Origin of the sequence: Paraburkholderia sp. BL9I2N2 (assembly GCF_004339745.1) — a bacterium.
In the GTDB taxonomy this organism is placed as follows: domain Bacteria; phylum Pseudomonadota; class Gammaproteobacteria; order Burkholderiales; family Burkholderiaceae; genus Paraburkholderia.
Genome location: NZ_SMGP01000001.1, coordinates 1,025,059 through 1,044,800 on the forward strand (window position 1 = coordinate 1,025,059; position 19,742 = coordinate 1,044,800).

The window sequence follows — 19,742 nt, forward strand, 5'->3', positions numbered from 1 at the left end:
ACGCGGGCGGTCGATTTCGATCCCGCGTTTCACCGTGAACAACATCTGATGAAACCCGTTATTGCCCTTGTTGGGCGCCCCAATGTGGGGAAATCCACGCTGTTCAACCGGCTCACGCGCTCGCGTGACGCGCTGGTTGCCGACCTGCCCGGTCTCACGCGCGATCGCCACTATGGCGAAGGGCGCACCGGCGAGCGGCCGTATCTGGTCGTCGACACCGGCGGTTTCGAACCGGTCGCGAAAGACGGCATCCTGCACGAAATGGCGCGTCAAACCCGCCAGGCGGTCGAGGAATCGGACATCGTCGTGTTCATCGTCGACGGCCGCAATGGACTCGCGCCACAGGACAAATCGATCGCCGACTATCTGCGCAAGGTCGGCCGGCCGATTTTCCTCGTCGTCAACAAGGCGGAGGGCATGAAGTACACCACCGTCGCCGCCGACTTCTACGAACTCGGCTTGGGCGACCCGCGCGCGATTTCCGCGGCGCACGGCGACGGTGTCACCGAAATGATCAACGAGGCGCTCGAAGTCGCCTACGCCGGTCAGCCTGAAGAAAACGACGACGAGAAAGCGGCGCGCGGCGTGAAGATCGCGATCGTCGGCCGTCCGAATGTGGGCAAGTCGACTTTGATCAACGCGCTGGTGGGCGAAGAGCGCGTGATCGCGTTCGACATGCCGGGCACCACGCGCGATTCGATCTACGTCGATTTCGAACGCGGTGGCAAGCCGTACACGCTGATCGACACGGCCGGTCTGCGCCGCCGCGGCAAAGTGTTCGAAGCGATCGAGAAATTCTCGGTGGTGAAGACGCTGCAGTCGATCTCCGACGCCAACGTCGTGATCCTGCTGCTCGACGCACGCCAGGACATTTCGGAGCAGGACGCGCACATTGCCGGCTTCGTGGTGGAACAGGGCCGCGCGCTGGTGGTGGGCGTGAACAAGTGGGACGGTCTCGATCCGCATGTGCGCGAGCGCACCAAGGCGGACCTCGAGCGCAAACTAGAATTTCTCGATTTCGCCAAATTCCATTTCATTTCCGCCGCGGAAAAAACAGGGATCGGCCCGTTGATGCGCTCCGTCGACGACGCCTACGCAGCCGCCATGGCCAAGCTGCCGACGCCGAAGCTCACGCGCGCATTGATCGATGCCGTGGAATTCCAGCAGCCGCGCCGCCGTGGTCCGGTGCGCCCGAAACTGCGTTACGCGCACCAGGGCGGTCAGAACCCGCCGATCATCGTGATTCACGGCAACGCGCTCGACGCGATCACCGAAACATACAAACGCTACCTGGAAAACCGCTTCCGGGAAACTTTCAAGCTGACTGGGACTCCATTGCGCATAGAGTTCAGATCGTCGACGAACCCTTACGCGGACAAAGGCTAGTTCCAGGCTGAAACCCGCGTGTGTGCTGGCTTTGGCCGCCTGGCCAGGTCTCTCGCGCAAAAATGAAAATCGGCTATAGTGTAGCGGTTGACGGTGGATCTCTTTTTCTTCCTCGTCAATTAAGTCAACCTGCAAAAAAATACGGAGTTTGCTATGAGCAACAAAGGGCAATTGTTACAAGACCCGTTTTTGAACGCACTGCGTAAAGAGCATGTGCCGGTGTCGATCTACCTGGTCAACGGCATCAAGCTTCAAGGGAACATTGAATCGTTCGACCAGTACGTCGTGTTGCTCCGGAATACGGTCACCCAGATGGTCTACAAGCACGCAATCTCGACAGTCGTGCCAGCCCGTCCGGTGAATTTCCACCCGGATTCTGAACAGTCCTAACCCCCGTCGCGGCCGGCGTAACGTCGCCCGTTGGCGATTACTCCCGGCCGCCTCATTTTGATACCCTCCAATTTGATCAATGCAGCGCTTGTCGGCATCGACTTCGGTAAGATCGATTTCGAAGCCAGCCTAGAAGAACTCAGCCTGCTCGCGCAAAGCGCGGGCGCGAATCCCTTAGTCACCCTCACCGGGCGCCGGTCCAGTCCCGATGCCAAGATGTTCGTCGGCAGCGGCAAGGCCGAAGAACTGCGTCTTGCGTGTGAGGCGAACGACATCGAACTCGTCATTTTCAATCACGCTCTGGCGCCTGCGCAGCAGCGCAATCTGGAGCAGGCGCTTAATCGGCGCGTGATCGATCGCACGAGTCTGATTCTCGACATCTTTGCGCAACGCGCCCGCAGCCATGAAGGCAAGCTGCAGGTGGAACTCGCGCAGTTGCAGTATCTGTCGACGCGGCTGATCCGCGCATGGACCCACCTGGAACGGCAAAAAGGCGGTATCGGTTTGCGCGGCCCTGGCGAAACGCAGCTCGAAACCGACCGCCGTTTGATCGGCGAGCGCATCAAGGCGCTCAAGACGCGGCTCGAGAAATTGCGCCGTCAGCACGGCACGCAGCGCCGCGCGCGCAGCCGCAATCAGACCATGTCCGTGTCGCTCGTCGGCTATACGAACGCGGGCAAATCCACGCTCTTCAACGCGCTCACCAAGGCCCAGGCGTACGCCGCCGACCAGTTGTTCGCGACGCTGGACACCACCTCGCGGCGCGTCTATCTCGGCGACGAAGCGGGGCAGGTGGTGGTGTCGGATACGGTCGGTTTCATCCGCGAACTGCCTCACCAACTGGTGGCGGCGTTTCGCGCCACGCTCGAGGAAACCATTCACGCCGACCTGCTGCTGCACGTGGTCGATGCATCGAGCGCGGTGCGGCTCGACCAGATCGATCAGGTGAACGAGGTGTTGCACGCAATCGGTGCAGACACGATCCGGCAGGTGCTGGTATTCAACAAGATCGACGCGGTGCCGGAGTTGGCGGCCCGTGGGGACGCGGTTGAGAGGGACGAGTATGGTAATATTTCGCGCGTCTTTTTGAGCGCGCGCACGGGGCAAGGGCTGGACACACTGCGCGCTGCCATCGCTGAAATCGCAACTGCCGAACCTCTTTCCGAAACGCTGGTCGATCTCTCGGAAGAAGACCGGGCGGCAGCACCACGCGACGACCATAAGGTCTCAGAATTCGGGCACTGACCCGTTCCAATTGCACTGACCCGCTGTCTACTCTGGTGAACGAACACAGGTGAACGATTACAACGAGCGGAGTATCTGGCTGCGCATGCGCGCCATGCTGTCACTGAACGATCCGCGCTGGGGCCGGGGAGAAGGCAATGGCGACCGGCAACGTCCAAACGAGCCCAAGCGTCCGCCGACCAAAGACGGTGAAGGTCCGCCCGATCTCGACGAGATGTGGCGCGATTTCAACCGCCGGTTGAGCCGCGTGTTCGGCCGCAAGGGCGGCGGTGCTGGCGGTGGCCGTCCGGACAACGGTCGCGGCGCGCGCATTGGCGTGGGCATCGTGATCGGCGTGCTGCTGGCCATTTATCTCGGCAGCGGTGTGTTCGTCGTGCAGGACGGTCAGGCCGGCGTCGTGATGCAGTTCGGCAAGTATCGCTACACGGCGGGGCAGGGCGTGCATTGGCGTCTGCCGTATCCGTTCGAAGCGCATGAGCTCGTCAATATCGGCCAGATTCGCCAGGTCGAGATCGGCCGCAATAACGTGGTGCGTCTCGCGAATGTGAAAGACGCGTCGATGCTTACGCACGACGCGGATATCGTCGACGTGCGCTTCGCCGTGCAATACCAGGTGCGCAAGCCGACCGACTATCTGTTTCGCAGCGTCGATCCGGATCAGGGCGTGATGCAGGCTGGCCAGGCGGCGGTGCGCAGCATCGTCGGCGCGCGCAGCACCAACGACATCCTCTATCAGGATCGCGAAACAATTCGCCAGCAGCTGATGGCGGCGATCCAGCAATCCCTGGATGAATACCAGTCCGGACTCGCCGTTACGGGTGTGACGATCCAGGGCGTGCAGGTGCCCGACCGGGTGCAAGCCGCCTTCGACGACGCCGCCAAAGTCCGTCAGGAAAACGAGCGCGCCAAGCGCGACGCCGAAGCCTACGCCGCGGATCTTCTGCCGCGCGCGCAGGCCGACGTGGCGCGCCAGATCGACGAAGCGAAAACCTACAGCGACAAGACAGTGGCCCAGGCACAAGGCGACGCCGAGCGCTTCAAGCAGGTCTACGCGCAGTACTCGAAAGCGCCGGCTGTGATTCGCGAGCGCTTGTACCTGGAAACCATGCAGCAGATCTATTCGAATACGACCAAGGTGTATGTGGACAGCAAGAGCAGCAACAACGTGCTGTATCTGCCGCTCGACAAACTGGTCGAGCAGACCCGCCAGCGGGTCGCTGACGCTGCTGCCGCATCGGGCGCCACTGCCGGCGCCGCGGCCACGGCCGCTGCCGCGCCGCAAGCGGCGAGCAGTGCCGCATCGCCGTTGGCTACACCGTCTGCCTCTGCAACCGGCTCCGCGGCCTCGGCACCTGCCGCGGCTGCCGCACCGGCCAGCCAGGCCGCAGCCAGCAGCGACGCGCTGCGTTCACGCGACTCCTTCCGCAGCCGTATGCGCGAAGACGACGTTCAATAAGGAGCGCACATCATGAACAAGATCATTGCGCTCGTCGTGGCTGTCGTCATCGTGCTGTTCGCTGCTTCGTCGATGGTGTTCGTCGTCGATCAGCGTCACATGGCGGTGCTGTCCTCGCATGGCGACGAGGCGCCGAGCCTGCTCGGCCCCGGCCTGCATGTGAAATTGCCACCGCCGTTGCAAACCGTCACGCTGGTCGATAACCGCATCCAGTCGCTCGACGCACCGGACGAAGACCGTTACGTGACGTCCGACAAGATCGATCTGCTGGCCAACCCGGTCCTCAAATACCGCGTGACCGATCCGCTCAAGCTGCTCGCCGAAACCCGCGGCGATGCGCAGAGCCTGCCGGACCGGCTCGCGTTGCTGTCGCGTAGCGCGCTCGGCGATGCATTCGCGAAAGTCACGCTATCCGACGCGCTCGCGAGGCAGCAGGCCGTCGCCGACGAAGCGCGCGCCGCAATGGACAAGGCCGCGGCATCGCTCGGCGTGTCGGTGGTCGATGTGCAGTTGACGCGCGTCGATTTCCCCGCGTCGATGGCCGACTCGGTCTACAAGCGCATGATCGCCGCGCGCCAGCAGGTCGCAGCCGACGAACGCGCGAAGGGCACCGCCGAAGCCGACAAGATCAAGGAAGATGCGGTCGGCCAGCAACAGGCGATTCTCGCGGACGGTTATCGCCAGGCGCAGACCATCAAGGGCGAGGGCGATGCGAAGGCAGCGCAAATCGCCGCCGACGCTTACGGCAGCGACCCGCAGTTCTACCAGTTCTATCAAAGCATGCAGGCATACAAGAACACCTTCAAGCCGGGCGACGTGATCGTGGTCGACCCGAGCAACGAGTTCTTCCGCTTCATGCGTAGCCCGACCGGCGGCGCCGCCCCGGACGCTCCCGCGGTCCCGCGCAAACCCTGATAACCGGAACGCCGCGGCACCCGCATCGCGGCCCTTTAATTCGCATGGATATAGCCGGCTCGTTACTGCTCGCGATCGCGTTGATGCTGATTATCGAGGGAATGTTTCCCTTCGTTTTTCCGAGCGCCTGGCGCGACACGTTCCGTAAAATAGCGGAACGGCCGCCGCATCAGATTCGCGTGGGCGGCTTGATCGTGATGGTGCTCGGGCTGATCCTGCTGTTTATCGTGACTTGATCGGGCCTGTTTTGCCGATGGCTTCGCGGCCTGGCGGCGGCGCGGGTCATGGCCCCGCGGCCGCAAGCAACCAGCCGCCTTCGTCTGCCGCGGCCTGAACGCCGCGTAGTGCATCGCTCTGCGGCCAAAAGCCGGATGCGGTCGTTGCAGGCAATCCGGACACCCGCGATGGCCGCCAAAATCGAGCCGCCGCCCGCCATTCACACTCACTTACCGGCGCACCCAGCCGCCGTGTTCAACGTCGTAGGACTGTATCGATGTCGACCTGGTTACTTCCCGAGAATATCGCCGACGTGCTGCCGTCGGAAGCCCGCAAGATCGAAGAGTTGCGGCGCCATTTGCTGGACCGTTTCCGCTCGTACGGCTACGAGATGGTCATGCCGCCGCTGCTCGAGTACATCGAGTCGCTGCTGACGGGCGGTGGACACGATCTGAATCTGCGGACCTTCAAACTGGTCGATCAATTGTCCGGGCGCACGCTCGGTCTGCGCGCGGACATCACGCCTCAGGTCGCGCGTATCGACGCGCATCTGCTGAATCGCCAAGGGGTGACGCGTCTTTGCTATGCGGGCAACGTCGCGCATACGCGTCCGCGCGGCCTGCACGCCACGCGCGAGCAGATCCAGATCGGCGCGGAAATCTACGGACACGCGGGCCTCGAAGCGGACCTGGAAATCCAGCAACTGATGCTCGACGCGCTGCGTCTGGCCGGCCTCGCGAAAGTGCGCCTCGATCTGTGCCACGCGGGCGTGCTCGCCGCCTTGATCGAAGCCGAGCCGGCCGCGGCTGAGCTCGGGCAGTCGCTCTATGACGCGCTGGCGGGCAAGGACGTGCCGCGCCTCGTCGAACTGACGGCCAACCTCACGCCGGTGATCCGCGACGCCTTGCGCGCACTGCCCACGCTGTACGGCGACGCCTCGGTGCTCGAGGAAGCGCGTGCGCGCTTGCCGAACGCGCCGGCCATCGCCCGCGCGCTCGACGACCTCGCGTTCCTCGCGAGCCAGGTGGACGGCGCCGAAGTGATGATCGATCTCGCGGATCTGCGCGGCTATGCTTATCACAGCGGCGTGATGTTCTCGGCGTATGTGGACGGCGTGCCGAACGCGGTGGCGCGCGGCGGCCGGTACGACCACGTGGGCCAAGCGTACGGCCGTGCGCGGGCGGCCACCGGCTTTTCGCTCGATCTGCGCGAAGTGGCGCGGATTTCGCCGGTCGAAGCACGCAGCAGCGCGATTCTCGCGCCGTGGCAGCACGACGAAGCACTGCGCGTGAGCGTCGCCGCGTTGCGCGATGCCGGCGAAGTGGTGATTCAGGCGCTGCCTGGCCACGAACACGATCTGGACGAATTCGCGTTCGACCGCGTGTTGGTCGAGCGCAACGGAAATTGGGTCGTCGAACCGCGCGACTGAGCGCGTTCCGCGGACCCGTCCGAGGGCGATCGCCAGGGCATGTCAGACGGCGTCGAACGTGCCGTTAAAACGCTGCGCGGCCACCGGCCGCGCTACTTTCGCAATACCCAACATAACGTGCATACCGTTGAGCGGAAACGGAAAAATTCGGAAGGTTCCGCGAACATAGGTAGAATACGTTTTTAACCAGCTTACGAAACAACATGTCTGCCAGCGCAGTGAATGTGAACCCCGGGCGTAACGTCGTCGTCGTGGGAACCCAGTGGGGTGATGAGGGCAAGGGCAAGATCGTCGACTGGCTGACGGACCACGCTCAAGGCGTCGTTCGCTTCCAGGGCGGTCACAATGCCGGTCACACGCTCATCATCGGCGGCAAGAAAACCATCTTGCGTCTGATTCCGTCGGGCATCATGCATCCCGGCGTCGCGTGCTACATCGGCAATGGCGTCGTGTTGTCGCCGGAAGCGCTGTTCAAGGAAATCGGCGAGCTCGAAGCCGCCGGAGTCGACGTTCAGAATCGCCTCTTCATTTCCGAAGCCACCACCCTGATCCTGCCGTATCACATCGCCATCGACCAGGGCCGCGAAGCGCGCCGTGGCGCGGGCAAGATCGGCACCACCGGCCGCGGCATCGGCCCGGCTTACGAAGACAAGGTGGCGCGCCGCGGTTTGCGCGTGCAGGACCTGTTCGAGCCGGAGATCTTCGCCGAACGTCTGCGTGAAAACCTCGACTATCACAACTTCGTGTTGACGCAATACCTGGGCGTCGCCGCTGTCGACTTCCAGCAAACGCTCGACACGATGCTCAGCTATGCCGACCGTCTGAAGCCGATGGTCACCGACGTGTCGCGCCGTCTGTACGACGCGAACGCGGCCGGCAGCAACCTGCTGTTCGAAGGCGCACAAGGCACGCTGCTCGACATCGACCACGGCACGTATCCGTACGTCACGTCGAGCAACTGCGTGGCGGGTGCGGCCACGGCGGGCGCGGGCGTCGGTCCGCAAAAGCTGAACTACATTCTCGGCATCACCAAGGCGTATTGCACGCGCGTCGGTTCGGGCCCGTTCCCGAGCGAACTGTACGACGCGGATAACGCCGCCCGTCAGGAAGCGATCGGCCTCGAACTGGCTACCGTCGGCAAGGAATTCGGCTCGGTCACCGGCCGTCCGCGCCGCACTGGCTGGCTCGACGTCGCCGCGCTGCGCCGCTCGATCCAGATCAACGGCGTGTCGGGTCTGTGCATGACCAAGCTCGACGTGCTCGACGGTCTCGACGAAGTGAAGCTGTGCGTCGGCTACACGGTCGACGGCAAACATGTCGACCTGCTGCCGCGCGGCTCGTCGGAAGTCGCGCGCTGCGAGCCGGTGTACGAAACCTTCGCGGGCTGGAAGGAAAGCACCGTCGGCATCAAGGAATGGGACAAGCTGCCCGCGAATGCGCGCGCTTATCTGTCGCGTGTGCAGGAAGTCGCTGGCATTCCGATCGACATGGTGTCGACTGGTCCGGATCGCGACGAAACGATTCTGCTTCGTCATCCGTTCAAGGTTTAAGCCATGGTGCAAGGTGTACCCATGATTGCGATGAAAGATCCGCGCAACGATGACAAGAACCTGTGGGTCGGCTGGGACGAGTATCACCGGCTGATCGAATTGCTGGCGTTGCAGGTGCACGAGTCCGGCTGGAAGTTCGACAAGATCCTGTGCCTCGCGCGCGGCGGTCTGCGCGGCGGCGATCAGCTCTCGCGCATTTACGATCTGCCGTTGGCGATTCTCGCCACGAGTTCGTATCGTGAAGCAGCCGGCACGGAGCAGGGCGAGCTCGACATCGCGCAATACATCACCATGACGCGTGGCGAGTTGCACGGCAACGTGTTGCTGGTCGACGACCTGGTCGATTCCGGCGTGACGCTCGCGCGTGTTCAGCAGCATCTGAAAGAGCGTTATCCGGCGATCACCGCGGTGCGTTCGGCGGTGCTCTGGTACAAGGGCTGCTCGAAGGTGAAGCCCGATTACCACGTGCAGTATCTGCCCACCAATCCGTGGATCCATCAACCGTTCGAGGAATGGGACACGGTGCGTCCGCATAACCTCGGTGCGTGGATCAAGCGTGGCATGCAGCAAGCGCAGGAGTCGTCGGGGGAGTGATGCGCAAGACGGCGCGGAACGTGTTGCGTCGTACCCCGCGTAGTCTCGCAAAACGGAGCCCATCGGGCTCCGTTTTTTTTTATGTGTGGGCCGCGCGCGCCCGCATCGCAAACCGCGCATCGACGATGCCGGCAATGCGGCTCGTGCAGCAGACGCGCTCATATCGCAGTGCTACACTGCGCGGACGATCACGTGGTGTATCCACAACAAGCCGGGCGGCGCCATGCTGGCAGTTTAGAATGGCGGTCGTTTTTCCGCTCAGGGAACGGATTTCCTCGCGTTTATGACAGATAACAATCACGTGCACAAACAGCCTCTGCCTTCCCTCGCTCTCGCTGCGATCGGAGTGGTGTTCGGCGATATCGGCACGAGCCCGTTGTACTCGCTGAAAGAAGCCTTTAGCCCGTCTCACGGCATTCCGCTGACCGATCAATCAATCCTGGGTGTGATCTCGCTGCTGTTCTGGGCGATCGTGATCGTGGTCGGCATCAAATATGTGTTGTTCGTGATGCGCGCGGACAATAACGGCGAGGGCGGTGTGCTCGCGTTGATGGCGCTGGCGCTGCGCTCGCTCGACGAGAAGTCGAAAATGGCCGGCTTGCTGGTGATGCTCGGCATCTTCGGCGCCTGCATGTTCTACGGCGACGCGGTGATCACGCCGGCCATTTCGGTGATCTCGGCGGTCGAGGGCCTGGAGATCGCAGCGCCCCATCTGTCGCATCTGGTGCTGCCGCTCACGATGGTGATCCTCGTGCTGCTGTTCTGGATTCAACGGCACGGCACGGCGATGGTCGGCCGTCTGTTCGGTCCGATCATGGTGCTGTGGTTCGTGGTGCTCGCGGTGCTCGGCCTGTGGCATATCCTGCAGTCGCCGAATGTGATCCGTGCGCTGAACCCGTATTACGCTTACACCTTCATGGCCGCGCACGTGCTGCAGGCCTACGTGGTGCTTGGCTCGGTCGTGCTGGTGTTGACCGGCGCCGAAGCGCTGTACGCCGACATGGGCCACTTCGGCGCCAAGCCGATTCGCATGGCGTGGTATTTCCTCGTGATGCCTTCGCTGGTGCTGAACTACTTCGGCCAGGGCGCGCTGCTGATGCACGATCCGAAGGCCATCGAAAATCCGTTCTTCCTGCTCGCACCGGACTGGGCCTTGTTGCCGCTCGTCGTGCTCTCGACCGTCGCGACCGTGATCGCCTCGCAGGCCGTGATTTCCGGCGCCTATTCGCTGACGAGCCAGGCAATCCAGCTCGGCTATGTGCCACGCATGAAGATCCTGCACACATCGGAGCTGGCGATCGGCCAGATCTATGTGCCGGTGGTGAACTGGATGCTGCTGTTCATCATTCTATGCATCGTGATTGCCTTCAAGAGTTCGGACAATCTCGCGGCTGCGTACGGTATCGCGGTGACCGCTACCATGGTGATCACCACGATTCTCGCCTGCGTCGTGATGGTGAACGTGTGGAACTGGAACAAGCTGCTGGTGGCGCTGATCATCGGCGTGTTCATGACGGTCGATCTAGGATTTTTCGGCGCCAACCTGCTGAAGGTCGAAGAAGGCGGGTGGTTGCCGCTCGGCATCGGCGCGTTGCTGTTCTTCCTGCTGATGACCTGGTTCAAGGGCCGCATGATCGTGAAGGAGCGCACGGCCGCCGACGGTATCCCGCTCATGCCGTTCCTGCAGGGATTGCTCGCGCATCCGCCACATCGCGTGTCGGGCACGGCGATCTATCTGACCGGCAGCGATTCGCTCGTGCCGGTGAGCCTGCTGCACAACCTGAAGCACAATAAGGTGCTGCATGAGCGCACCATCTTCCTGACCTTCGTGACGCGCGATATTCCGTACGTGAACGACTCGGAGCGTGTGACGGTCAAGGATATCGACGGGGGCCTGTATCTCGTCAAGGCGGCCTACGGTTTCAACGAAACGCCTGACGTGAAGGCGGTCCTGCTCGAAGTCGGCCGCACGCGCGACATGACCTTCGAGATGATGGACACGTCGTTCTTCCTCGCGCGCGAAACGGTGGTGCCGACGCAACTGCCGGGCATGTCGGTGTGGCGCGAACGTGTGTTCGCATGGATGCATCAGAATGCCGCGAAGCCGACGGACTTCTTTAGTATTCCGGCTAATCGGGTGGTGGAGTTGGGGACGAAGATCGAGATCTGACGGCTGCCGCTGATTTTCAAGCGCCCCCATGCAGGGCGCAAACAAAAAGCCCACGCGAATGCGTGGGCTATTTGTTTGGAGCTTGATGGATCGAGCAATGCGCGGCGCTCAACAAGCTCAACCAGCGCGTGAGCGAATCACGCGCCCTAAAAGCAGCAAACTTACTTCTGCTTGAGCTTGGCGAACGCAGCCGCCATCGCGCCGCCCGCTTCCGGCTCGCGCGAGCGCTGTTGCTGCGCGCCGCGTCCACCGCCGCCTGAGCGGCCCGCGCCGCCGCGATCCTGCTGGGCGCCGCCACCGCTGCGCGCCGTTGCCGCGCCGACCTCGTCATCCATCCGCATCGTCAAGGCAATACGCTGACGCTTCACGTCGACTTCCAGCACCTTCACCTTGACGATCTGGCCGGCCTTGACGACTTCATGCGGGTCCTTGATGAACTTCGTCGACATGGCCGACACGTGCACCAGACCGTCCTGATGCACGCCGATATCGATGAACGCGCCGAACGCCGCCACGTTCGTCACGACGCCTTCGAGCACCATGCCCGGCGTGAGATCGCTGACCTTCTCGACGCCTTCGCGGAACGTCGCGGTCTTGAACTCCGGACGCGGATCGCGGCCCGGCTTTTCGAGTTCGAGCAGAATGTCGCGCACGGTCGGCAGGCCGAAACGATCGTCGACGAATTCCGCGGGCGACAGACCGCGCAATGCCTCGCGATTGCCCAGTACTTCACCGACATGCTTGCTGATCTTCGCCAGCATGCGTTCGACGACCGGATACGCTTCCGGGTGAACCGACGAGCGGTCGAGCGGATTCTCGCCGTTGTTGATGCGCAGGAACCCGGCTGCCTGTTCGAAGGTCTTGTCGCCCAGACGCGGCACCTTGCGCAGATGCTCGCGCGACGGGAACGGACCGTTCGCATCGCGATAGTCGACGATGTTGCGCGCCAGCGTGGCGTTCAAACCCGAGACGCGGGCGAGCAGGGCGACGGAGGCCGTATTCGCGTCCACGCCGACCGCGTTCACGCAGTCTTCGACCACCGCATCGAGCGAACGGGCCAGTTCGCGCTGATTCACGTCGTGCTGATACTGGCCGACGCCGATCGCCTTCGGCTCGATCTTCACCAACTCGGCGAGCGGGTCCTGCAGACGGCGCGCAATCGACACCGCGCCGCGCAGCGACACGTCCATGTCGGGGAATTCCTTCGCCGCGAGTTCGGAGGCGGAGTACACCGACGCGCCGGCTTCGGACACGACAATTTTCTGCAGCTTGAATTCCGGATGACGCGCGATCAGTTCGCTCGCGAGCTTGTCCGTTTCACGCGACGCCGTGCCGTTGCCGATGCTGATCAGTTCAGCCTGCGTCTGCGCGCAGATGCGCGCGAGTTTCGCGATCGAGCCGTCCCAGTCGCGGCGTGGCTCGTGCGGATAGATCACGTCGGTGGCGAGCACCTTGCCGGTCCGATCGACCACCGCGACTTTCACACCGGTGCGCATGCCCGGATCGAGGCCGATCACGGCCTTCGGCCCGGCCGGCGCGGCGAGCAGCAAGTCTTTCAGATTGCGCGCGAACACGCGGATCGCTTCATGCTCGGCTTCGTCGCGCAGATTGGTCAGCAGCTCGTTTTCGATGTGCGGCTGCACCTTCACGCGCCAGCACCAGCGGCACACGTCGGAAAGCCATTTGTCGGCCGGACGATTCTGGTTGGCGATGCCGAAGTGGCGCGCAATCAGCGCTTCGCCCGGATGCGGCACCTGCGCGTCGAGTTCTTCGCCCAGGCCCAGCTTGACCATCAGCACGCCCGCATTGCGGCCGCGGAACAGCGCCAGCGCGCGATGCGACGGCACGGTGCGGATGGTTTCCGCGTAGTCGTAATAATCGCGGAATTTTTCTTCCTCGGCGTTTTCCTTGCCTTCCACCACTTTCGACGACACCACGCCCTGGTTGAACAGGTAATCGCGCAGCTTGCCCAGCAACTCGGCCGTTTCGCCGAACTGTTCCGAGAGAATGTCGCGCGCGCCGTCGAGCGCGGCCTTCACGTCGGCGACGCCTTTCTCGGCGTCCACGTAGGCGGCGGCTTCGGTTTGCGGGTCGAGCAGGGGATTGGCCAGCAGCCCGTCTGCAAGCGGCTGCAGGCCGGCTTCGCGGGCGATCTGCGCGCGCGTGCGGCGCTTCGGCTTGTACGGGAGATACAGGTCTTCCAGCACCTGTTTGCTGTCGGCGCCTTCGATCGCGGCGCGCAGCTCGTCGCTGAGCTTGCCCTGTTCGTCGATGCTGGCGATGATCGCGGCGCGCCGGTCTTCCAGCTCGCGCAGATACAGCAGGCGTTCCTCGAGGTTGCGCAGTTGCGTGTCGTCGAGATTGTCGGTCACTTCCTTACGGTAGCGGGCGATGAACGGAACAGTCGCTCCTTCGTCGAGAAGTTGCACCGCGGCCGCGACCTGGCGCGGCTGGACGGACAGTTCGGCGGCGATGCGCTGTACGATCTTGAGTGCTACGGTTTCCGTCATAAGGTCTTGGTGTTCCTGCGGACTCAGTTCGGGGGCCGCGCGCTGACGCTACGTGAGGGCACGTGGGGCACGTCGGGACAGGCCGGGCGTGCGCGCTGCGACCAGGTTGCTGGAGCGGGGCATTTTGCCATAAATGCAAAAGGGCTCAACCGCAGGGTGATAGAATTTCGGGCATGTTCCGTTGACCCTCTACGACGTTGCCGATCTCCTTGTCCCTCAACCGCCTGGGCTCCCGCTTGGTCTCTCGCCTGTCACAATTGCCGCCGTTTTTGTCGCCGGGTTTGTCTCGTTCGCCGCGCACCTCGCTCGTGTCGGCGCCGCGCTCCGTGTTCAGGTCCACGTTCCTCGCCAATGGGAAGTTTTTCGCGTCGTGCGCGTCATGTGTGCTGGCCGCCGCGCTGACCATGTCCGCGCCGGCCGTGGCGCAATCCGTGACGCCGGCGAGCAGCGGCGCCGCGCGGCCCGCAGGCGCCCTGGCGCCGGCCGCCGCATCGGGCGAACAGGCCATGAGCGCAACGAAGGCGCAGGGCGCCACGAACGCCGAGGGCACGGACAACGCCGGCAACGCGGCAGCGCCGGAAAGCGATTTCGACGCACGGCAAAAAGTCCTGGATCAGCGCACCGAGGAGAACAACTACCGCTACGGCATTGCGGAACACGACTGCTATAGCAAGTTCTTCGTCAACTATTGCCTGAACAAGGCGCGCGACAGCATGCGCTCGGTGCAGGCCGACATTCGCAAGGAACAGCTCGCGCTCGACGGCGAACAGCGCACGCAGCGCGCCCGTGTGCGTGACGAGCAGGCCGCGATCAAGCGCGCGCAGGACGAAGCGAGCGCGCCGCAGCGTGCCGCCGACGACGCGCGCAACGCTCAGGCTTACGAAGACAAGCAGCGTCAGCATCAGCTCGATCAGGCGCAGCGCGCCGCCGAAGCGCCGCAGCGCAGCGCGAATGCGCAGGCCTATCAGGAGAAGCAGCGTCAGCATGCGCTGGATCAGGCGCAGCGCGGCATCAGCCCGTCGCAGGCTGCCGCCAACCAGCAGGCGTACGATCAGAAGCAGGGCGACTTCCAGCGCAAGCTCGACGAGGCGCGTGCGCAAGGCGCGCAGAAGGCGCAGGAGCGCGTGCAGAAGCAGCAGAGCTTCGAGAAGAAGCAGGCGGACGCGGCGCAGCACAAGGCCGACGTGGAGGCGCGTCAGAAACAGGCGGCCGAGAAAGCCGAGCAGAAGCGTCAGGACGCGTTGAAACAGCAGCAACAGGAAGAGCAGCAAAAGCAGCAGCAACAACAGCAGTAAGCGTGCTGAAGGGGCCCTGAGCGTGCGTGACAGGGCCGTAGCCGCCGTAATGCGTTTTAAGCCGGACAGCAACCTCAGGTAGCGGGCTGCACACGTAGCCCGCACCATCGACGAGAGGAGGCGAGCATGCGGGATCAACATCACGTCATCAACGCGGACACACTGCGCGACCGCATTCTGCAACTGGAATCGGAGCATAGTGGGCTTGACCGGTTGATCGACCGAATGTCGGATGAGCCCGGCATCGACGACTTCGAGTTGCAGCGCCTGAAAAAGCGCAAACTCAAAGTCAAGGACACCATCATCTTGCTGCAGTTGCAGCTCGAACCGGACGCACGCGCCTGAGTTCGCGGCCTGGCAGGCGCCGGGCGCGCGCCGCGCGAGCCGGACTTTGCAGGAAACGCTTGCCTTGAATTCACCGCTTGAAACTTCATCCCGTGCCACGCCGGGCGACGACGCATCAGGAGCCGCTACACCGGCGCCGCGTCCCGCCGCGTCCGCACTGAGCGCGTCGCTGAATCCGCGCCGCGTCGTCGAACTGGACGAGATCTTCGCTGAGAACGGTTTGCTGGCCCGTCAGATCGACGGGTATCGCTCGCGCGCGTCGCAGATCGAAATGTCGCGCGCCGTCGCCGCCGCCATGGAAGCGTCGGGCCGCGCAATGCCCGAGCCGGCCATGTTCGAGGCGCAGAAGCGTCCGGCGCGGCGTCTGCAGGGGGCAGGCACCGACGCCGCCGCCGAGGCCGCTGAGGGCGCGGAAGCGGGCGGCCTCGACGGCAGCGAAAACACGCTGATCGTCGAAGCCGGTACGGGCACTGGCAAGACCTATGCGTATCTGGTGCCGGCCATGCTGTGGGGTGGCAAGGTGATCGTCTCCACCGGCACGAAGCATTTGCAGGATCAGCTCTTTCAGCGCGACATTCCGACCGTGCGCGATGCGCTCGCAGTGCCGGTGTCGGTCGCCATGCTCAAGGGGCGTGCGAATTACCTGTGCCACTACTATCTGCAGCGCACCGCGGATAACGGCCGTCTGCCGTCGCGCCAGGAAACCTCGTATCTGCAGGATATCGTGCGCTTCGCGAAGATCACGCGCACCGGCGACAAGGCCGAACTGGCGAGCGTGCCTGAAACGGCCGCGGTGTGGTCGATGGTCACGTCCACACGTGAAAACTGTCTCGGCCAGGAGTGTCCGCATTACAAGGACTGCTTTGTAATGCAGGCGCGCCGCGAGGCGCAGCAGGCGGATATCGTGGTGGTGAATCACCACCTGTTTTTCGCCGATATCATGCTGCGCGATACAGGCATGGCTGAGTTGCTGCCCACCGCCAACACGATCATCTTCGACGAAGCGCATCAACTGCCCGAGACAGCCACGCTGTTCTTCGGCGAGACGCTTTCGACCACGCAGTTTCTCGAGCTCGCCCGCGATTCGGTGGCCGAAGGTTTGGGGCATGCACGCGAAACGGTCGACTGGGTGAAGCTCGGCGCGACGCTCGAGCGCGCCGCGCGCGATGTGCGGCTTGCCTTCAAGGAAGACACGGTGCGCTTGTCGATCGGCCAGTTGCCTGACGATCACCCGTTGTTCCCCGCGCTCGAAACGCTCGAAACCGAACTCGATGCATTGGCGTCCGCGCTGGCGGGTCAGGCTGAGCGAGCGGAATCGATCGGCGCATGTTTGCGCCGCGCACGCGAACTGCAAGGCGTGCTTGCCGGCTGGACCACGCCGCCCACGCAGACCGAGCGCGAAGCCGCTGACGCCGCCTCTGCGGACGGCAAAACCGAGCGCGCCGACCCGAACGAAAAGGTGCGCTGGATCGAAGTCTTCTCGCATACCGTGCAGTTGCACGAAACGCCGTTGTCGGTCGCGCCGATCTTCGCGAAGCAGCGCGCCGGCGTGCCGCGCGCATGGATCTTCACGTCGGCCACGCTGTCGGTGCGCGGCGATTTCACGCACTACGCCGCGCAGATGGGCCTGAACGCGAAACGTTCGATGACGCTGCCCAGTCCCTTCGACTATCCGACGCAGGGGCTGCTGTACGTGCCGCGCAATTTGCCGCAGCCGTCCTCGCCGATGTTCACCGACGCAGTGTTCGACGCCGCGTTGCCGGCGATCGAAGCATCGGGTGGCGGCGTCTTCATGTTGTGCACGACACTGCGCGCGGTGGACCGCATCTCGGCCAAGCTGCGCGATACGATCGAAGCGCGCGGTTGGGACTATCCGCTGCTCGTGCAAGGCGATGCGAGCCGCACCGAGTTGCTGGAGCGCTTCCGTTCCTACGGCAACGCGATTCTGGTGGGCAGCCAGAGCTTCTGGGAAGGCGTGGACGTGCGCGGCGACGCATTGTCGCTGGTGGTGATCGACAAGCTGCCGTTTGCGCCGCCCGACGATCCGGTGCTGTCGGCGCGACTCGATGCGCTGACCAAGAAAGGCTTGAGCCCATTCGCCGTGCATCAGTTGCCGCAGGCCGTGATCACGCTGAAGCAGGGCGCAGGCCGCCTGATTCGCGCTGAGACCGATCGCGGCGTGCTGATGATCTGCGATACACGTCTCGTCGACAAACCGTATGGGCGCCGTATCTGGCAGAGCCTGCCGCCATTCAAACGCACCCGTGAGATCGAGGTCGTGCGCGAGTTCTTCGAAGAGAACGCCGCGCCGGCGCAACAGGCTGAATAGAAGCAATCGACGCCGCTGTAAAAAGCGGCGCTTAAATGACAAAACGCCACGAATGTAAATCCGTGGCGTTTTGCTTTACTGCACGGGAAATCGCGATGATTTCCCGATGCAGTTTTCGCCCAGAGGCGAAACCCTATGCGACAGCTTACTGGCTTGCGCCCGAAGCCGGAGCAGCAGCCGAAGCGGCAGCGTCCGAAGCAGCAGCGCCTGCGTCCGAAGCAGCGGTCGTAGCCGAAGCAGCAGCGTCGCTCGCAGCAGCAGCAGCACCCGAAGCAGCAGCAGCCGAATCCGAAGCTGCGGCAGCCGGTGCCGAAGCAGCAGCTGCGTCGCTAGCCGGGGCAGCGGCTTGGTCGTTGCTCTTGTTGCATGCAGCCAGTGCCACAGCTGCCAACAGGGATGCTACGAGGAGGGATTTCTTCATGATCACGTCCTTTTATGGTTTAAAGGTAAGCAACAGCGCAAAATAAAACCGGTAATGTGCTCCAACACCGACCTGGGCCGCTGGTGGAGAAGCTCTTTTGACGAGCTCGAATCTTCCCTACGGCTTGGGCGGAAATTATATGCACTTTCGTACTGACAATCCATAAATCCGGGGTCAATACGTTGTCTTTCTCATACAAAATTTCACTGTACGGTATAGCAGGCAGGCAGAGTTACGCAAGCTCGCCCACTTGTATCCAGCCCGCACAATACCACTCGTGTAGCCGTGCTGTCACCGACGAATCGTCTGAGAGTGTTACAAAGCGTTTCGCACTCATACACCGGTGATTTGCGAGGTCAAACAACCACTTTTTTGCGCCATTAAATGACGTTTCCTCTCCATTTACGAAGAAAAAACGGCGGTTGTACAACAAATTAGTCTTGCGGTCCAGCCGAATACCTGACTTCGATGCCTGACTGACGAAACGGGCTTCATTAAGCGGCCTTTGCGGCGGATCAAAGACGACACTCGGCTTGGGTTCGCTGAGATACGTGCCAAGGAACGACGCAATATCCTGCTCATTCCATTTGACGCCAGCAAGGATTGCGCCAACCCTATCGACCAACGCTGCGGGCAGCTCGGCCGGACGCTCGACGGCAGGTTGCTGCGGATCGCGATAAAGCGCGCCTGGCCGGCCCGCCGACTCGCCGCGCTCCGCCAGATGATAGAGGAACTGCGCGGTCAATTCGCCCGCGGAAGGGGCGCGAAAACCGATCGAGCAAGTCATGCATTCGCCTTCGGCGATACCGTCGTGCGCGATGTGCGGCGGCAGGTACAGCATGTCGCCCGGTTCGAGCAGCCATTCCTCTTCGGGCTGGAAATTCTGTAAAACTTTCAAAGGCAAATCGGCATGCAGTGTCAGATCTTTCTGCGCACTGATACGCCAACGGCGCTTGCCTTTTACTTGCAAAAGAAACACATCGTAGGAATCGAAGTGCGGCCCTACGCCGCCGCCGTCGCTTGCATACGAGATCATGAGATCGTCGAGACGCGCGTCCGGCACGAAGCGGAAACGGTCCAGCAAAGCCCGCGCGCGATCGTCGTAGAGATCCACGCCTTGCACGAGGAGCGTCCATGCGCGTTGCTTCACCGACGGCAGTTCGTCAGGTGCGAATGGCCCGTGCTCCATCTGCCATTTATTGCGGAAATGCGTGATCAGGCGTGCTTCGACTTCGTCCTGATCGGCCAGTTCGAAAAATTCGTCGCGCGACAATGGCGCCTCGACGTTCGGGATCGCCTGGCGAATCAGCAGCGGCTTTTTTTGCCAGTAGCGGCGCATGAATTGCGACGGCGTCAGATTGCCGAGCAGTGGTGTCGGCGTGTCTGGCGAAGGCGGGAGAACCGGAACCGCCGGCTTTGAAGCCGGCGACAAATTCCGTGCCGAAGCTGCGTCGGCCGGGTGGTCAGTGGGCCGCTTGGGCATCGTATAAT

The 19,742-nt window shown here is 62.9% G+C and carries 16 protein-coding genes; 13 read left to right on the forward strand and 3 right to left on the reverse strand.

The features are described 5' to 3' along the window. Positions 1 to 48 precede the first annotated feature (48 nt). From der to B0G74_RS04780, 10 genes are all read left to right on the forward strand, one after another. A complete protein-coding gene (der, locus tag B0G74_RS04735) occupies positions 49 to 1,386 on the forward strand; it encodes a ribosome biogenesis GTPase Der (RefSeq protein WP_132373862.1) in 1,338 nt (445 codons plus the stop codon). A gap of 153 nt (positions 1,387 to 1,539) precedes the next feature. Further along, positions 1,540 to 1,776: an RNA chaperone Hfq gene (gene hfq, locus B0G74_RS04740; RefSeq protein WP_006051315.1), complete on the forward strand. Its 237-nt coding sequence runs from the start codon at positions 1,540 to 1,542 to the stop codon at positions 1,774 to 1,776. Positions 1,777 to 1,833: 57 nt separating this feature from the next. Then, the gene (gene hflX / locus B0G74_RS04745; protein WP_132373863.1) at positions 1,834 to 3,021 is read left to right on the forward strand and encodes a GTPase HflX; all 1,188 of its coding nucleotides are present in this window, start codon (positions 1,834 to 1,836) and stop codon (positions 3,019 to 3,021) included. Between the two features lie 49 nt (positions 3,022 to 3,070). Beyond that, the gene (gene hflK / locus B0G74_RS04750; RefSeq protein ID WP_132373864.1) at positions 3,071 to 4,477 is read left to right on the forward strand and encodes an FtsH protease activity modulator HflK; all 1,407 of its coding nucleotides are present in this window, start codon (positions 3,071 to 3,073) and stop codon (positions 4,475 to 4,477) included. Positions 4,478 to 4,489: 12 nt separating this feature from the next. Next, complete coding sequence (hflC, locus tag B0G74_RS04755) at positions 4,490 to 5,392, forward strand: protease modulator HflC (protein ID WP_132373865.1); 903 nt, start codon at positions 4,490 to 4,492, stop codon at positions 5,390 to 5,392. A 44-nt stretch (positions 5,393 to 5,436) separates the two neighbouring features. Next, the gene (locus B0G74_RS04760; protein ID WP_007181354.1) at positions 5,437 to 5,628 is read left to right on the forward strand and encodes a DUF2065 domain-containing protein; all 192 of its coding nucleotides are present in this window, start codon (positions 5,437 to 5,439) and stop codon (positions 5,626 to 5,628) included. 257 nt (positions 5,629 to 5,885) lie between these two features. Continuing rightward, entirely contained in the window at positions 5,886 to 7,037 is a 1,152-nt protein-coding gene (locus B0G74_RS04765) for an ATP phosphoribosyltransferase regulatory subunit (RefSeq protein ID WP_132373866.1), read from the forward strand. Between the two features lie 203 nt (positions 7,038 to 7,240). Then, complete coding sequence (locus B0G74_RS04770; RefSeq protein ID WP_132373867.1) at positions 7,241 to 8,587, forward strand: adenylosuccinate synthase; 1,347 nt, start codon at positions 7,241 to 7,243, stop codon at positions 8,585 to 8,587. 3 nt (positions 8,588 to 8,590) lie between these two features. Further along, a complete protein-coding gene (locus tag B0G74_RS04775; RefSeq protein ID WP_132373868.1) occupies positions 8,591 to 9,181 on the forward strand; it encodes a phosphoribosyltransferase in 591 nt (196 codons plus the stop codon). A gap of 283 nt (positions 9,182 to 9,464) precedes the next feature. Then, the gene (locus B0G74_RS04780) at positions 9,465 to 11,351 is read left to right on the forward strand and encodes a potassium transporter Kup (RefSeq protein WP_132373869.1); all 1,887 of its coding nucleotides are present in this window, start codon (positions 9,465 to 9,467) and stop codon (positions 11,349 to 11,351) included. Positions 11,352 to 11,512: 161 nt separating this feature from the next. Here B0G74_RS04780 and B0G74_RS04785 read toward each other — a convergent pair whose 3' ends face one another. Then, positions 11,513 to 13,861, reverse strand: a complete 2,349-nt coding sequence (locus B0G74_RS04785; RefSeq protein WP_132373870.1) for a Tex family protein — start codon at positions 13,859 to 13,861, stop codon at positions 11,513 to 11,515. Between the two features lie 404 nt (positions 13,862 to 14,265). On the opposite strand from B0G74_RS04785, the gene B0G74_RS04790 reads away from it, so the two are divergent. The 3 genes from B0G74_RS04790 to B0G74_RS04800 all read left to right on the forward strand — a co-directional run bounded on the left by B0G74_RS04790 (position 14,266) and on the right by B0G74_RS04800 (position 17,830). After that, positions 14,266 to 15,156, forward strand: a complete 891-nt coding sequence (locus tag B0G74_RS04790; RefSeq protein ID WP_243658248.1) for a hypothetical protein — start codon at positions 14,266 to 14,268, stop codon at positions 15,154 to 15,156. Positions 15,157 to 15,282: 126 nt separating this feature from the next. Next, positions 15,283 to 15,501 carry a DUF465 domain-containing protein gene (locus B0G74_RS04795; RefSeq protein WP_007181361.1) on the forward strand — a complete coding sequence of 73 codons (219 nt, stop codon included), beginning with the start codon at positions 15,283 to 15,285 and terminating at the stop codon, positions 15,499 to 15,501. A 64-nt stretch (positions 15,502 to 15,565) separates the two neighbouring features. Beyond that, positions 15,566 to 17,830: an ATP-dependent DNA helicase gene (locus B0G74_RS04800; RefSeq protein WP_132373871.1), complete on the forward strand. Its 2,265-nt coding sequence runs from the start codon at positions 15,566 to 15,568 to the stop codon at positions 17,828 to 17,830. 145 nt (positions 17,831 to 17,975) lie between these two features. Here B0G74_RS04800 and B0G74_RS46430 read toward each other — a convergent pair whose 3' ends face one another. Further along, the gene (locus tag B0G74_RS46430; protein WP_083772052.1) at positions 17,976 to 18,251 is read right to left on the reverse strand and encodes a hypothetical protein; all 276 of its coding nucleotides are present in this window, start codon (positions 18,249 to 18,251) and stop codon (positions 17,976 to 17,978) included. A gap of 232 nt (positions 18,252 to 18,483) precedes the next feature. Next, on the reverse strand, positions 18,484 to 19,734 hold the full coding sequence (locus tag B0G74_RS04815) for a cupin domain-containing protein (RefSeq protein ID WP_132376841.1): 1,251 nt from the start codon (positions 19,732 to 19,734) through the stop codon (positions 18,484 to 18,486). Between the last annotated feature and the right edge of the window lie 8 nt (positions 19,735 to 19,742).

Excerpts from the sequence above, each read along its gene's own strand:
- B0G74_RS04790 (WP_243658248.1), top strand. The coding sequence starts at position 14,266 with ATGTCCGCGCCGGCCGTGGCGCAATCCGTGACGCCGGCGAGCAGCGGC.
- B0G74_RS04765 (WP_132373866.1), top strand. The coding sequence starts at position 5,886 with ATGTCGACCTGGTTACTTCCCGAGAATATCGCCGACGTGCTGCCGTCG.
- B0G74_RS04770 (WP_132373867.1), top strand. The coding sequence starts at position 7,241 with ATGTCTGCCAGCGCAGTGAATGTGAACCCCGGGCGTAACGTCGTCGTC.
- B0G74_RS04785 (WP_132373870.1), bottom strand. The coding sequence starts at position 13,861 with ATGACGGAAACCGTAGCACTCAAGATCGTACAGCGCATCGCCGCCGAA.
- B0G74_RS04780 (WP_132373869.1), top strand. The coding sequence starts at position 9,465 with ATGACAGATAACAATCACGTGCACAAACAGCCTCTGCCTTCCCTCGCT.
- B0G74_RS04795 (WP_007181361.1), top strand. The coding sequence starts at position 15,283 with ATGCGGGATCAACATCACGTCATCAACGCGGACACACTGCGCGACCGC.
- B0G74_RS46430 (WP_083772052.1), bottom strand. The coding sequence starts at position 18,251 with ATGAAGAAATCCCTCCTCGTAGCATCCCTGTTGGCAGCTGTGGCACTG.
- der (WP_132373862.1), top strand. The coding sequence starts at position 49 with ATGAAACCCGTTATTGCCCTTGTTGGGCGCCCCAATGTGGGGAAATCC.
- hflC (WP_132373865.1), top strand. The coding sequence starts at position 4,490 with ATGAACAAGATCATTGCGCTCGTCGTGGCTGTCGTCATCGTGCTGTTC.
- B0G74_RS04815 (WP_132376841.1), bottom strand. The coding sequence starts at position 19,734 with ATGCCCAAGCGGCCCACTGACCACCCGGCCGACGCAGCTTCGGCACGG.
- hfq (WP_006051315.1), top strand. The coding sequence starts at position 1,540 with ATGAGCAACAAAGGGCAATTGTTACAAGACCCGTTTTTGAACGCACTG.
- B0G74_RS04775 (WP_132373868.1), top strand. The coding sequence starts at position 8,591 with ATGGTGCAAGGTGTACCCATGATTGCGATGAAAGATCCGCGCAACGAT.
- B0G74_RS04760 (WP_007181354.1), top strand. The coding sequence starts at position 5,437 with ATGGATATAGCCGGCTCGTTACTGCTCGCGATCGCGTTGATGCTGATT.